A 13,418-nucleotide genomic window follows, 5' to 3' on the forward strand; every position below is an offset into this window, starting at 1 on the left:
TAACCCGGGCTCGTCCGCATCCGGACGGGTCCGTCCTCGGCGGCGTCCCGGTGCGTCCGTCCCGTGTTCTCTGTCGTCATCGACAGGCCCCGGAGTCCGTGCCCGAAGAGGCAGGAGGACCCGGGAAGTGTTCACCGGAATCGTCGAAGAGCTGGGTGAGGTCACCGCCGTCGAGAACCTCGGCGACGCCTCCCGCTTCCGGCTCCGCGGCCCCGTCGTGACCGAGGGCGCGCAGCACGGTGATTCCATCGCCGTGAACGGGGTCTGTCTCACCGTCGTCGACCGCGAGGGCGACGAGTTCACCGCCGACGTCATGGCCGAGACGCTGAACCGCTCCAGCCTGGGCACGCTCGAAGTCGGCTCCCGCGTCAACCTCGAACGCCCCACCGCCGTGGGCGCGCGCCTCGGCGGGCACATCGTGCAGGGCCACGTCGACGGCACCGGCGAGGTGCTGGAGCGCGAGCGGTCCGAGCACTGGGAGACCGTGCGGATCTCGCTGCCCGCGAACCTCGCCCGGTACGTCGTGGAGAAGGGCTCCATCACGGTCGACGGCATCAGCCTCACCGTCGTGGAGGCCGGCCCCGGCCACTTCACCGTCAGCCTCATCCCCACCACCCTCGCCCTGACCACGCTCGGCCGCAAGCAGAGCGGCGCGCTCGTGAACCTGGAAGTCGACGTCATCGCCAAGTACGTGGAGCGGCTGCTCACGGCCGGTCAGGAGGCCGGCGAGTGAACTGGATGAACACCGAGGCCTTCACCCTCTTCGGCCAGCACATCCTCTGGTCGGACATGGTCGGCAACATCTTCGGCCTGGCCGCCCTCGCCCTCGGCTGGCGGCGCTCCCTGTGGAGCTGGCCGGTGCAGTTCGTCTCCGGCCTGATCCTCTTCACGGCCTTCTACGGCCACCTGACCGGCAGCGCCGGCAAGCAGGCCGTCGTCATGGTGGTCGCCGCCTACGGCTTCTGGCAGTGGAACCGCGGCGGGGGCCGGGGCGGGGACGGCCACATCACCCCCCGGTTCGCCACCTGGCGCGAGCGGGCCGCCCTGGTCGGCGCCGTCGCCGTCGGCACCGTCGCCGTCGCCCTGCTGTTCACCGCCCACCCGGCCCTGTCCTGGGACCCCTGGCCGGACGCCTACATCTTCGTCGGCACCGTCGTCGCCATGTACGCCCAGGCCGAGGGCATGGTCGAGTTCTGGTTCGCCTGGCTCCTGGTCGACCTCGTCGGCGTCCCCCTCAACTTCGCCAACGGCTACGCCTTCTCCGGCTTCGTCTACGTCATCTACGGCGCACTCGTCCTGTGGGGCATGCGCGACTGGTGGCTGCGCTCCCGCAGGGGCCCGCAGCCCGCCCTGGAAGGAGCGCCGGCATGACCTCCGCCCCGCTGCTGTACGGCACCGACGGCGCCGAGGACTTCGGGCTCGACCCGGTCGAGCGGGCCGTCGCCGACATCGCGGCCGGCCGCCCGGTCGTGGTCGTGGACGACGCGGACCGGGAGAACGAGGGCGACCTCGTCATCGCCGCCGAGAAGGCCACCCCCGAGATCGTCGCCTTCATGATGAGCGAGTGCCGCGGCCTGATCTGCGCGCCCATGGAGGGCGAGGAGCTCGACCGGCTGCGGCTGCCGCAGATGGTCGAGGACAACACCGAGTCGATGAAGACCGCGTTCACCGTCTCCGTGGACGCCGCCGCCGGGCACGGGGTCACCACCGGCATCTCGGCCGCCGACCGCGCCACCACCCTCCGGCTCCTGGCGGCCGGCACCGCCGAGCCCGCCGACTTCGTCCGGCCCGGCCACGTCTTCCCGCTGCGCGCCAGGCCCGGCGGCGTCCTGGTCCGCAACGGCCACACCGAGGCCGCCGTCGACCTCGCCCGGCTCGCGGGCCTGCGCCCGGCCGGCGCCATCGTGGAGATCGCCGGTGAGGACGGCCGCATGCTGCGCCTGCCCGAGCTGATCCCCTTCGCCCGCAAGCACGGTCTGACGATCATCTCCATCGAGGACCTGATCGCCCACCTGCGTTCCCCCGGCCCTCCGGCTCCGCTCCAGCGGGCGGCCTCACCGGACGTGCCCGCGGTCCGCCGCGAGGCCGAGACCCGCCTGCCCACCCGGCACGGCACCTTCCGCGCCTACGGCTACCGGTCCACCGCCGACGGCGTCGAGCACGTCGCCCTCGTCCACGGCGACCTGGGCGGCGGCGAGGACGTCCTGGTCCGCGTCCACTCCGAATGCCTCACCGGCGACGTCTTCGCCTCCCTGCGCTGCGACTGCGGCCCCCAGCTGGACACCGCCCTCCAGCGCATCCGGGACGAGGGCCGCGGCGTCGTCGTCTACCTGCGCGGACACGAGGGGCGCGGCATCGGCCTGCTCTCCAAGCTGCGCGCCTACGCGCTCCAGGAACAGGGCCACGACACCCTCGACGCCAACCTCGAACTCGGCCTGCCCGCCGACGCCCGCGACTACGGCGCCGGCGCGCTGATCCTCGCCGACCTCGGCGTCCGCAGCGTCCGCCTGATGACCAACAACCCCGACAAGACCGGCGCGCTGCTGCGTCACGGCCTGGAGGTCACCGGCCGGGAGCCGATGCCCGTCCAGGCCGGCGAGCACAACCTCCGCTACCTGCGCACCAAGCGGGACCGGATGGGGCACGACCTGCCCTGGCTGGACACGCCGGCCGTGTCCACCTGCGGCAACCAGTAAGCGACAGCACTTAGGAGAGACGTGAGCGGCAAGGGTGCACCGGAAGTGTCCGTACGCAACGCGAGCGACCTCAGGGTCGCCGTCATCGCGGCGCGGTGGCACGAGAAGGTGATGGACGGACTGGTGAACGGCGCCCTGCGCGCGCTGCACGACCTGGGGATCGACGAACCGACCCTGGTCCGGGTCCCCGGCAGCTTCGAGCTGCCGGTCGCCGCCAAGGTCCTCGCCGGCCGCGGCTACCACGCGGTCGTCGCCCTCGGCGTCGTCATCCGCGGCGGCACCCCCCACTTCGAGTACGTGTGCCAGGGCGTCACCCAGGGCCTCACCCAGGTCTCCGTCGACACCGGGGTCCCCGTCGGCTTCGGCGTCCTGACCTGTGACACCGAGGAGCAGGCCCTGGACCGGGCCGGTCTGGAGGGCTCGAACGAGGACAAGGGCCACGAGGCGGTGACCGCGGCCGTCTCCACCGCGGTCACGCTCCGCTCGGTGTCCGAACCCTGGCACTGAGGCACCGCCCGGACCGCGTAGGGTAAGGACCACCATGTCCAAGAAGACGTTCGAGGAGCTCTTCACCGAGCTCCAGCACAAGGCCGCCCACGGCGATCCCGCGACCTCCCGCACCGCGGAGCTGGTCGGCAAGGGTGTCCACGCCATCGGCAAGAAGGTCGTCGAAGAGGCCGCCGAGGTCTGGATGGCCGCCGAGCACGAGGGCAAGGAGGCGGCCGCCGAGGAGATCTCGCAGCTGCTCTACCACGTCCAGGTGATGATGGTCGCCCGCGGGATCTCCCTGGACGACGTCTACGCCCACCTCTGAGCCCAGTCCCCGCCACCCCGTCACGCGAAGGAAGCCGACCCCATGCTGCGCATCGCCGTCCCCAACAAGGGTTCCCTGTCCGGACCTGCGGCGGACATGCTGCACGAGGCCGGCTACCAGCAGCGCCGCGAGTCCAAGGAACTGCGTACCGTCGACCCGGAGAACGAGGTCGAGTTCTTCTACCTCCGCCCCCGCGACATCGCGATCTACGTCTCCTCCGGCCGCCTCGACATCGGCATCACCGGCCGCGACCTGCTGATCGACTCCGGCGCCGGAGCCGAGGAGATCCTGCCGCTCGGCTTCGCCCGCTCGACCTTCCGCTTCGCCGCCAAGCCCGGCACGGCCGACGGCATCGAGGACCTCAAGGGCCGGACGGTGGCCACCTCCTACGAGGGGATCGTCGCCAGGCACCTCGCCGACAGCGGTGTCGACGCCTCCGTCGTCCACCTCGACGGCGCCGTCGAGACCGCCATCGAGCTGGGCGTCGCCGAGGTCATCGCCGACGTCGTGGAGACCGGCACCTCGCTGCGCAACGCGGGCCTGGAGGTCTTCGGCGAGCCCATCATGACGTCCGAGGCGATCGTCGTCCGCCGCACCGGCGCCGACGCCGACGAGCCCAAGGTCCAGCAGTTCCTGCGCCGCCTCCAGGGCGTCCTGGTCGCCCGGACCTACGTGATGATGGACTACGACTGCCGCGTCGAGCAGCTGGAGAAGGCCGTCGCCCTCACCCCCGGCCTGGAGTCCCCGACCGTCTCCCCGCTGCACAACGAGGGCTGGGTCGCCGTCCGCGCCATGGTCCCCGCCAAGGAAGCGCAGCGGATCATGGACGACCTCTACGCCATCGGCGCCCGGGCCATCCTGACCACGGCCATCCACGCTTGCCGCCTTTGAGGACCGCACCGCCATGCCCGACCTGCCCACCCTGCCCGTCACCTTCCGGCCGGGCCACACCCGGGCCGTCCTGCTCACCGCCGGCGTCGTGGTCTTCCTGGTCATCTCGGGGATGGCGATGCTGCTGGAGCACCTCGGCCCGGGTGAGCGGGCCAGCTTCGTCGTCACCGGGGCGCTCATCTTCTGGGTACTGGCCCAGCTCGCCCGGATCAAGGTCGTCGCCGACGAGGCCGGCGTCACCGTCGTCAACATCGCCAGCAAGCGGCGCCTGGCGTGGGCGGAGATCCTCCGGGTGAACCTCCGCCCGGGTGACCCCTGGGTGTTCCTCGACCTCAGCGACGGCACCAGCCTGCCCGCGCTCGGCATCCAGCCGGGCCTCGCCAGACAACGCGCCATCGCCGACGCCCGGACCCTGCGGGCACTGGCCGAAGCCCGCGCGACGGCCCACCCGACGCGAGATCAGGGGTGACTTCGGGGCGCCCACCCTGCCCGTACCGCCCGTGTCTTGATTAATCTGGTGGTGGAGGCCCTTTCGCTGCGCCTCCGCCCCTGCGCGCCGCCCGGTGCACAGGGGTTCCTGCTACCCGAGGAGTGACTCCCTCCAGCGATGGACGGATCGTCCTGTAGTACCTGCGCCGCCCCGACCCGGCACCACGGGAAGGCGGTGGCATCGTGACCACCCCCCTGCTGCTCCTCGCAGCGGCGTTCCTGCTGATCCTCGCCAACGGCTTCTTCGTGGCGGCCGAATTCGGCCTGGTGACCGTCGAGCGGCCGGAGGCCGAGAAGGCCGCCGCCGAGGGCGACAGACGCGCCCGTACGGTCGTGGAATCGCTCAAGGAGCTGTCCTTCCAGCTCTCCGGCACCCAGCTCGGCATCACCATCACCTCCCTCGTCGTCGGCATGCTCGCCGAACCGGCCCTGGCCGAGCTGCTGCGCGGCCCGTTCGCCGCGGCCGCCGTCCCCGGCGGCGCCGTCCCCGGCGTCGCCGTGGTCTGCGGCATGCTGCTCGCCTCCGCCGTCCAGATGGTGGTTGGCGAGCTGGTGCCGAAGAACTGGGCGGTGTCCAAGCCCCTGCAGGTGGCCCGGTTCGTGGCCGGTCCCCAGCACCACTTCTCCCGCCTGTTCCGCCCGGTGATCGCCGCGCTGAACACGGTCGCCAACCGGCTCGTGCGGGCCCTCGGCGTCGAGCCCGCCGAGGAGCTGGCCTCCGCCCGCACCCCGGGCGAGCTGGTCTCCCTGGCCCGGCACTCCGCCCGGGCCGGCGCCCTCGAACAGGACACGGCCGACCTGTTCGTGCGCACCCTGTCCCTGGGCGACCTGACCGCGCAGCACGTGATGACCCCGCGCGTGAAGGTCAGCGCGCTGCAGTCGTCGGCCACCGCCGAGGACGTCGTCAACCTCACCCGCGCCACCGGCCTGTCCCGCTTCCCGGTCTACCGGGAGAAGATCGACGAGATCGTCGGCATGGCGCACCTCAAGGACGCCCTGGCGGTCCCGGTGCAGGAGCGGCTGCGCACCCCGGTCGGCCGCATCGCCAGGAAGGCGCTCCTCGTCCCGGAGACACTGCCCGTCCAGCCCCTCCTGGCCCGCCTGCGCAGCGAGCAGCCCATCGCGGTCGTCGTCGACGAGTACGGCGGCACCGCGGGCGTGGTCACCCTGGAGGACATCGTCGAGGAACTCGTCGGCGAGGTCCGCGACGAGCACGACGCCAAGGACGTGCCCGAGCTGGCCCCCGCCCCGCCGGAGGACGGCAGGCCCGCCTGGGACGTCGACGGCAGCTGCCGCGTCGACGTCCTGCTGCGCATAGGCCTGGACGTGCCCGAGGGACCGTACGAGACCGTCGCCGGCCTGGTCGCCGACCTGCTCGGCCGGATCCCGGCCCCCGGCGACCGGGCCGAACTGCCCGGCTGGCGGCTGTCCGTCCGCCAGGTCGGCCACTACCGCGCCGAACGGGTCCGCCTGGTCAGGACGGTCCCGGCGGCCAACGTCCTGGAGGCCGCCCGGTGAGCGTCCTCCAACTGCTCTTCGCCGCGCTGCTCGTGCTCGCCAACGGATTCTTCGTCGGTGCCGAGTTCGCGCTCGTCTCCGTGCGCCGCAGCCAGATCGAACCGCTGGGCACGGCCCGGGCCCGCCAGGTGCTCCACGGCCTGGAGCGGCTGCCGCAGATGATGGCCGCCGCGCAGTTCGGCATCACGGTGTGCTCCCTGACGCTGGGCGCGGTGGCCGAGCCGACGGTGGCCCGCCTGCTGGAGCCGGTGTTCGAGGCGCTGCACCTGCCCGAGGGGGTGATCCACCCGCTCGGCTACGTCGTCGCCCTCGCCGCGGTCGTCTTCTTCCACCTGGTCATCGGCGAGATGGTCCCGAAGAACCTCGCCATGGCCGCGCCGGAGAGGGCGGCGCTGTGGCTCAGCCCCGGTCTGGTGGCCTTCGCCCGGCTGTGCCGGCCGATCACCGTGGCGCTGGGCGCCTGTGCCCAGGGGATCCTGCGGCTGTTCCGGGTGGAGCCGAAGGACGAGGTGGCGGCGGTCGTCACCAGCGAGCAGCTCAACCGCCTGCTGGAGGACTCCGGCCAGGCCGGCCTGCTCGACCCCGAGGAGCAGGAGCGGCTGGAGGACGCCCTGGAACTGGGCTCGCGCCCGGTCACCGACGTCCTGCTGCGGCGCGAGTCCCTGGTGACGGTGCCCCCGTCGGTCACGCCCGCCGAGATCGTCGAGCTGACCGCCCGCACCGGGTACTCCCGCTTCCCGGTGGCCGCCGGCACGGGGGCCTTCATGGGATACGTGCACGTCAAGGACGTCCTGGACGTCGAGGAGTCCGAGCGCGCCGTCCCCCAGCACGTGTGGCGTCCGATGACGACGCTCCGCTCGGAGCTGCCCCTGGACGACGCCCTCACGGTCATGCGCCGTGCGGCCACCCACCTGGCCCAGGTGGCGGACGCCTCCGGCCGGGTCCTGGGCCTGGTCGCCCTGGAGGACGTCCTGGAACTGCTGGTGGGGGAGGTGAAGGACCCGGCGCACCGGGAGGGCCCGCAGACCCGGATCGCGGAGCCGAGGCCGAGCGGGGAACCGGAGCAGGCGCTGGCGACGTAGGGCCGCGGCCCGGCCGGGGGAGGCGGTCGCGCCCTCCCCGGGCGGGCCCGCGCCTACGCGTCCGACGGGTCCTGCGGCCCCCGCCCCGACAGCACCTCCCCGTACGCCTGCATCAGGTCGGGCAGCCGCAGCGTGGCCAGGTCGTCCCGGGACAGCACCCCGGGACACGCCGACAGGCGGAGATCCCGGTACGCGCAGCTCTTCTCGTACAGCGTGCGCAGGAACCGCCCGTTGCCCAGTTCGTCGATCCACCCCTGGTCCACCACGTGCCCGGCGATCGACCGCAGCTCCTCCAGCGCCTCCTCGTCCCAGCCGTCCCCGTTCTCGGCGGCGAGCACCTTGCCGATCTCGGTCAGTTCCGCCGGCCGGTAGGAGGGGAAGTCGACCCGGGTGGTGAAGCGGGAGGACAGCCCGGGGTTGGCGGCGAGCAGCCGGTCCATGCCCTCGGGGTAGCCGGCGAGGATCACCACCAGGTGGTCCCGGTTGTCCTCGGCCCGCTTCAGCAGCACCTGCAGCGCCTCGTCGCCGTAGGCGTCGCCCTTGCCGTACCCCGAGTTGGACAGCGAGTACGCCTCGTCCACGAACAGCACCCCGCCGATCGCGGAGTCGATCAGCTCGTTGGCCTTCACCGCGGTCTGCCCCAGGTACTCCCCGACCAGATCGGCCCGCTGCGCCTCGACCAGGTGGTCACCGCCGAGCAGCCCCAGGGCGTAGAACACCCGTCCGAGGATCCTGGCCACCGTGGTCTTGCCGGTCCCCGACGGTCCGGAGAAGACGAAGTGCCGCTTCGGCGGCTGCACCGGCAGTCCCTGCCCGGCCCGCAGCCGGGCCATGTTCAGTTGTGCGGACAACGCCTTGACCTGGCGTTTGACCGGCTCCAGCCCCACCATGCGCTCCAGTTCGGCGAGCGCCTCCTCCAGCAGCGCGGGATCGGTCGGGCCGGTGGGCAGCGACGAGGACGGCGACGGGACGCCGGCCTTGGCCCGCACCGTCGGGCCGTTCGCCGAAGGCAGCGGCCCGGCCGGCGGATCGGGTTCCGGCAGCCGCAGGTCGCGGCCCTCGGCACCGAAGAGCGGATCCAGCGCGTCCGGTCCGTCCATCACGTCCTGCCCGACACCGGTCAGGGTGACCGCCGCGAAGCCGGCCGGGTCGTCGTACCCGTCGCCCTCGGCGATGGCGGCGAGCCGGGCCGAGGTGTCCATGAAGGCCGGGTCGACCCCGTGCACGGCCCGGTACAGGGGGAGCGCCGCGGCCGAGCGGCCCGTGCCCTCGTGCGCCCGCGCCAGCCAGTACCGCAGCTCCTTGCGCTGCGGCTGCTCGCTGCGGCACCGCATCAGCGCGGCCGACAGCAGCGGCTCGGCCTGCCCGTACATCTCCAGCCGCACCCGGGCCATGCCGCCGAACAGGCCGGCCTCGATGCCGAGCAGCGGGTCGTCGAGCAGCGGGTCGGTGTGCCGCACCAACTGGTCCCAGTCCTTGACCAGGTAGGCACGGCAGGCGTGCAGGAAGCGGACCTGCGGGTCGGTGTCGACGGGGGGCAGTCCGGCGAGCGCCCGGTCCAGCTCCGGGACATGCCGGCCGTCCAGCCAGTGCGAGGCGTGCGCCAGCAGCAGGTCGCGCGGGCTCTCCAGTACCGGCTGCACCCACCAGCCCAGCCAGTACCAGGAGTTGAGGGTCCGGCGGTGCCGGGCGCGCTGCTCCCCGAAGCGCTCCCGGTGCCGGAACATCCGCAGCAGCGCGGTCGTCGTGTCCACCCGCAGCGCGTGCAGCCCCAGCCAGGCGTCCGCCATGGCCGGGTCCAGCCGCGTCGCGGTGCGGAACTCCTCCTCCGCCTGGGGATAGGCACCCATCGTGTAGGCGTCCACACCCCGCAGCCAGGCGAGGTCGGCCGGGGCCTCGGGTCCCCGCGTGCCGAAGTCCATCACGTCCCCCACAGACCGTGCCCCGTTGCTTCGCCACCGGGCAGTCGCCCGATGGCCTCCGCGGCCGAACCGCTGTGCCACGGACCGGAGTTGCCGGTGCGAGACCGCTGCTCAAGGTCGCACCGAAGGCATCGTACCCGGGGTACGACCGCGCACCGAAGGGTGTCGTGCGGGCCGTTTGCCGAGGTGGGAGCGGATGGGCGCACACAGGACGGTGACGCAGAGTGATCGGATCGGCGCGCGGAACGCCTCCACGACGGGCCGCGGACAGGACGAAGCCCCCGGTCACGGGGGAACAACCGGGGGCTTCGCGTCGCGGGGCGGCTCCGACGGGCCGCACATTGAGAACGTAAGACCTGTACGGGCACGGGGTCAAGCGGAGTCGGCACACTCGCGGAAGCGGGGGAGACGGGGGTCTTCACGGGTTCACCGCATCCCGGAGGGATCGTCGCGCTGCGTGACATCCTGGTCCGGACCGCAGGTGCGCGCGGGCCCCGGCAGCACCTCGTACCCCTCGGGCGCCCCCAGCACCAGGAGGTCGGCATGGGGGCGCGTGGGATCGGACGCGAAGTGTTCGTCCTCCGCCCCGACCCACCCGGCCCAGAACTCCCGCTGCTCCGCGCCGTCCCGCAGCCGCCCGCGCGCCCAGGCCTCCTCCCGGGGCACCTCCATCCACAGCAGCAGCGCCAGGTGCGGGCGCAACTCCCGGCGGCCGGCCCCCACTCCCTCGACCACCACCACCGGGGCGGGCGGCAGCGACCGCGCCGGGCCGAAGGTGCGGGTGCGCCAGTCGTAGGGCGTGCAGCGCGCGCTCTCGCCGCGGGCCAAGGGGGTGATCACCTGGGCCGTGAACCGGTCGGTCCAGTCGAAGAGCTGCTCGTGGCTGGCGACGTCGTCGAGGTGCAGCACCGGCGCTCCGCCCAGCGCGGCGGCCAGGTGCCCGGCGAAGGTGGACTTCCCGGAGCCGGCGTGCCCGTCGACGCCGACCAGCCGGACCGGTCCCAGCGAGGGGGGAGCCCGCGCAGCCGGGCGGCGAGGTGGTGAATGGCGGATTCCTGGGGTGTGGTGCGGTGTGGGGCGCTTTCCGGGAACAGTCTAGTAGCGGCCCACAGCGGCCGGGCCGGTGGACGGCGGAACGTCACTTCTTGCACCACTTCCCGGCCCGCGGCCAATCGCGCGCGAATAACATCGCGAATCCGTTGACCGATATGTGAAATTCGGCGTTCCCGGCACGCCGACGGCTGAGTAAGGTGCCTCCTGCGCAACTGCGATGCGCCGTACGGGGACGGACAGGGGAAGATGGCCGCGGAGTTATTCGAAGGGCACTACGTATGGCATCCGGCGGCCGACGACCGCGTCCTGGCGGGGGTATGCGTCGACGTGCGTGCCGGGCGTTATCGGAGCGCGTACGAAGCCCTCGCCGAGACGCGGTCCGACTTCGCGCTGCGCGCCCACCGCTCGCTGGTACTGGCCTCCGAGGCCGCCGGCACCGACCTGGTGGAACGCTGGCTGGCCGAGGAGCCCTCGCCCGAGGCGGCACTGATGTGGGCCCGGGTGGCGGTGCAGCGGGCGGTGCGCGCCGCCGACGCGCACGACGAGCGGGCCGAGGCACTGGAGCGGATAGCGCTGGCCGCCTGTGACCGGGCCGCCGCCCTGGTCCCCGGCGACCCCACACCCTGGGTCGCCAAGCTGGCCATGGCCCGGCTGCACCGGCTGCGCGACCCCGCCCCGCAGGGGTTGCTCACCAGCCCGCCCGGACCGTGGCGGCTGTTCGCGCACATCCTCTCCCTGGACCCCTGGCACCGCGAGGGCCACCACCGCTTCCTGTCGTGCTTCTTCTCGCGGTACGGCGGTTCGGTCAACGCGGCCTGGGACGTGGCGGCCTTCCTCAGCCAGCGGGCGCCCGCCGACTCCGCCCTGCGGCTGCTGCCGCTCGTCGCCCTGGTGGAGGGCTACAACCCCACCCAGTTGCTCGCCGACCGGGTCTGGGAACAGCCACAGTGGCGCTCCACCGCGCTGTCGATCTACCACAACTGGCTGCCCCGGGCGTCCGGTTACCGCTTCACGCCGGTGCTCGACCTGGCCTACCTCGCGCACGCGCTGGTCATGGCCCAGTGCGAGTTCGAGGCCCGGGCGGTCTTCACGGCGATGGGCCCGTACGCCTCGCGCATGCCCTGGAGCGCCTTCGGCGACCCCGCCGAGCAGCTCTCCCGGGCCCGGCGCGCCTGCGGCCTGCCCGTCCCAGGGCCCGCCTGAGACGCACCTGCCCTGACTGCACCCAGAGAAAGGCCGATCTGTGTCGGAACGGACATCGAGTCCACGGGCGAGAGCCCGCGGGGGAGAAGCCCCGGTCGTGCTCGACGACGACGCGACCCTGCACGCCATGGGTTATCCGCGGAAACTCACCCGGCGCTTCAAGGCGTTCGACAACTTCGCGATATCCTTCACCATCATCAATATCCTCTCGGGTATTTTCTCGTCCTTCGGGTACGGAATGAACGCGGGCGGACCGCGTGTTCTCGTGTTCGGCTGGATCGGTGTCTCGGTGATGGTTCTCTTCATCGGCGCCGCGATGGCGGAGGTCGCGTCCGCCTATCCGACGAGCGGTGCGCTGTATTTCTCCGCCGGTAAGCTCGCCAAGCGGCACAAGGGCGCCTGGTCGTGGTTCACCGGCTGGCTGAACTTCGTCGGGCAGATCGGCGGCACCGCGGCCACCGGCTACGCGGCGGCCACCTTCATCCAGGCGTTCATCGCCCTGCAGTGGTCCTCGTACCGGCCCACAGCGCACCAAACCGTCCTGATCACGTTCCTGATCATCGTGCTGCAGGGGCTCGCCAACACCTTCACCGTCCAGCTCGTCGCCGTGCTGAACCGGATTTCCGTGTGGTGGCTGATCATCGGACTCGTCGTGATCGTGACCACACTCACCGTGATGCCCGACCAGCACCAGTCGGCGTCCTTCGTGACGCATTTCGAGAACAACACCGGCTTCACCAACGGACTTTACGGCGGCATGCTCGGTCTGCTGGTCACCAGCTGGACCTTCACCGGCTTCGACGGCAGCTTCCACATGTCCGAGGAAACGGTCCAGGCGACGGTCAACGCCCCCAAGGGGATCACCCGCGCCATCGGCTATTCCGCGATCACCGGCCTGATCCTGATACTGGCACTCGTCTACAGCATTAACGACTACGACAAGGTGGCCGGTGCGAGTGCGCCCCCCGTCCAGATCCTCATCGACGGTCTCGGACTCGGCACCGCCAAGGTGATGCTGCTCATCGTCATCGGGTCGATGCTCTTCTGCGGCCTGGCCAACCTCACCAGCAACACCCGGCAGATCTTCGCCTTCTCCCGCGACGGCGCCATGCCCGGCTCCCGCTGGTGGCACTCGGTCTCGCTGCGCACCCGGACGCCGGTGAAGGCGGTCTGGCTCGCGGTGGGCTGCTCGCTCGCCCTGGTGGTGCCCGGCTGGTGGTCGCACACGGCGTTCACCGCCATCGTCAGCGTCAACGTGGTCGGGCTCTTCCTCGCCTACGCCGTACCGATCTTCCTGCGCCTGCGGCTCGGTGACGGCTTCCGGCCCGGCCCCTGGCACCTGGGCCGCTGGGGCCGGCCGATCGGCTGGCTCGCGGTGGTCTGGATCCTGCTCAGCAGCGTCCTGTTCATGCTGCCGCAGGCCTCGCCGATCACCGTCGACTCCTTCAACTACGCGCCGATCGCGCTGGCCGTCGTCCTGCTCGTGGCCACGGTGTGGTGGTTCGCCACCGCCCGCCGCCGCTTCCAGGGCCCGGTCAGCTACGGCCGCCCCGACGAGGTCGCCGCGATGGACCTCGTCTGATCCACACCGACTCCGGCCCCGGCGCACGGCACCCCGCCCGCGCCGGGGCCGTCGCGCGCCCGGCGGGAACCCGCCAGTGGACGGGACCAATGTTCGTGGCGTGGCATGCGCGGAAGTGCTGGCAGGGGCATGCCCCCTGATTCATAGTGGGCCCACGACCGTGCACCG

At 72.1% G+C, this 13,418-nt stretch carries 12 protein-coding genes and 1 pseudogene; 11 read left to right on the forward strand and 2 right to left on the reverse strand.

What is annotated here, in order from left to right; all coding sequences use genetic code 11:
• Positions 1 to 127: 127 nt before the first annotated feature.
• The 9 genes from QQY24_RS25800 to QQY24_RS25840 all read left to right on the forward strand — a co-directional run bounded on the left by QQY24_RS25800 (position 128) and on the right by QQY24_RS25840 (position 7,490).
• Positions 128 to 733, forward strand: coding sequence for a riboflavin synthase (locus QQY24_RS25800; protein WP_301975107.1), 606 nt, complete (start codon positions 128 to 130; stop codon positions 731 to 733).
• Positions 730 to 1,371, forward strand: coding sequence for a nicotinamide mononucleotide transporter family protein (locus QQY24_RS25805; RefSeq protein ID WP_301975108.1), 642 nt, complete (start codon positions 730 to 732; stop codon positions 1,369 to 1,371). Before QQY24_RS25800 ends, QQY24_RS25805 begins: the two co-directional genes overlap by 4 nt.
• The gene (locus QQY24_RS25810; RefSeq protein ID WP_301975109.1) at positions 1,368 to 2,696 is read left to right on the forward strand and encodes a bifunctional 3,4-dihydroxy-2-butanone-4-phosphate synthase/GTP cyclohydrolase II; all 1,329 of its coding nucleotides are present in this window, start codon (positions 1,368 to 1,370) and stop codon (positions 2,694 to 2,696) included. The genes QQY24_RS25805 and QQY24_RS25810 overlap by 4 nt, the downstream gene beginning before the upstream one ends.
• 21 nt (positions 2,697 to 2,717) lie before the next feature.
• On the forward strand, positions 2,718 to 3,203 hold the full coding sequence (gene ribH / locus QQY24_RS25815; RefSeq protein ID WP_301975110.1) for a 6,7-dimethyl-8-ribityllumazine synthase: 486 nt from the start codon (positions 2,718 to 2,720) through the stop codon (positions 3,201 to 3,203).
• A gap of 34 nt (positions 3,204 to 3,237) precedes the next feature.
• Entirely contained in the window at positions 3,238 to 3,510 is a 273-nt protein-coding gene (locus QQY24_RS25820) for a phosphoribosyl-ATP diphosphatase (protein WP_016434182.1), read from the forward strand.
• Between the two features lie 42 nt (positions 3,511 to 3,552).
• Entirely contained in the window at positions 3,553 to 4,401 is an 849-nt protein-coding gene (gene hisG, locus QQY24_RS25825; protein WP_301975111.1) for an ATP phosphoribosyltransferase, read from the forward strand.
• A gap of 13 nt (positions 4,402 to 4,414) precedes the next feature.
• Positions 4,415 to 4,870, forward strand: a complete 456-nt coding sequence (locus tag QQY24_RS25830) for a PH domain-containing protein (RefSeq protein ID WP_301975112.1) — start codon at positions 4,415 to 4,417, stop codon at positions 4,868 to 4,870.
• 203 nt (positions 4,871 to 5,073) lie between these two features.
• Entirely contained in the window at positions 5,074 to 6,408 is a 1,335-nt protein-coding gene (locus QQY24_RS25835) for a hemolysin family protein (RefSeq protein WP_301975113.1), read from the forward strand.
• Positions 6,405 to 7,490 (forward strand): hemolysin family protein, encoded by a 1,086-nt coding sequence (locus QQY24_RS25840; RefSeq protein ID WP_301975114.1) that lies wholly within the window; start codon positions 6,405 to 6,407, stop codon positions 7,488 to 7,490. The genes QQY24_RS25835 and QQY24_RS25840 overlap by 4 nt, the downstream gene beginning before the upstream one ends.
• A gap of 53 nt (positions 7,491 to 7,543) precedes the next feature.
• Here the strand turns inward: QQY24_RS25840 and QQY24_RS25845 are convergent, their stop codons facing one another.
• Both QQY24_RS25845 and QQY24_RS25850 read right to left on the reverse strand, forming a co-directional pair.
• Complete coding sequence (locus QQY24_RS25845) at positions 7,544 to 9,412, reverse strand: AAA family ATPase (protein ID WP_301975115.1); 1,869 nt, start codon at positions 9,410 to 9,412, stop codon at positions 7,544 to 7,546.
• Positions 9,413 to 9,838: 426 nt separating this feature from the next.
• Positions 9,839 to 10,458, reverse strand: a pseudogene (locus tag QQY24_RS25850) (uridine kinase).
• A 253-nt stretch (positions 10,459 to 10,711) separates the two neighbouring features.
• On the opposite strand from QQY24_RS25850, the gene QQY24_RS25855 reads away from it, so the two are divergent.
• Positions 10,712 to 11,668 carry a hypothetical protein gene (locus QQY24_RS25855; protein WP_301975116.1) on the forward strand — a complete coding sequence of 319 codons (957 nt, stop codon included), beginning with the start codon at positions 10,712 to 10,714 and terminating at the stop codon, positions 11,666 to 11,668.
• 40 nt (positions 11,669 to 11,708) lie between these two features.
• Entirely contained in the window at positions 11,709 to 13,250 is a 1,542-nt protein-coding gene (locus QQY24_RS25860; protein WP_301975117.1) for an amino acid permease, read from the forward strand.
• Positions 13,251 to 13,418: the final 168 nt, after the last annotated feature.

It is taken from the genome of Streptomyces sp. TG1A-8, assembly GCF_030499535.1.
Classification (GTDB): Bacteria; Actinomycetota; Actinomycetes; order Streptomycetales; family Streptomycetaceae; genus Streptomyces.

Coding starts and splice junctions, on each gene's coding strand:
- hisG (WP_301975111.1), top strand. CDS start 3,553: ATGCTGCGCATCGCCGTCCCCAACAAGGGTTCCCTGTCCGGACCTGCG.
- QQY24_RS25820 (WP_016434182.1), top strand. CDS start 3,238: ATGTCCAAGAAGACGTTCGAGGAGCTCTTCACCGAGCTCCAGCACAAG.
- QQY24_RS25855 (WP_301975116.1), top strand. CDS start 10,712: ATGGCCGCGGAGTTATTCGAAGGGCACTACGTATGGCATCCGGCGGCC.
- QQY24_RS25845 (WP_301975115.1), bottom strand. CDS start 9,412: ATGGACTTCGGCACGCGGGGACCCGAGGCCCCGGCCGACCTCGCCTGG.
- QQY24_RS25830 (WP_301975112.1), top strand. CDS start 4,415: ATGCCCGACCTGCCCACCCTGCCCGTCACCTTCCGGCCGGGCCACACC.
- QQY24_RS25810 (WP_301975109.1), top strand. CDS start 1,368: ATGACCTCCGCCCCGCTGCTGTACGGCACCGACGGCGCCGAGGACTTC.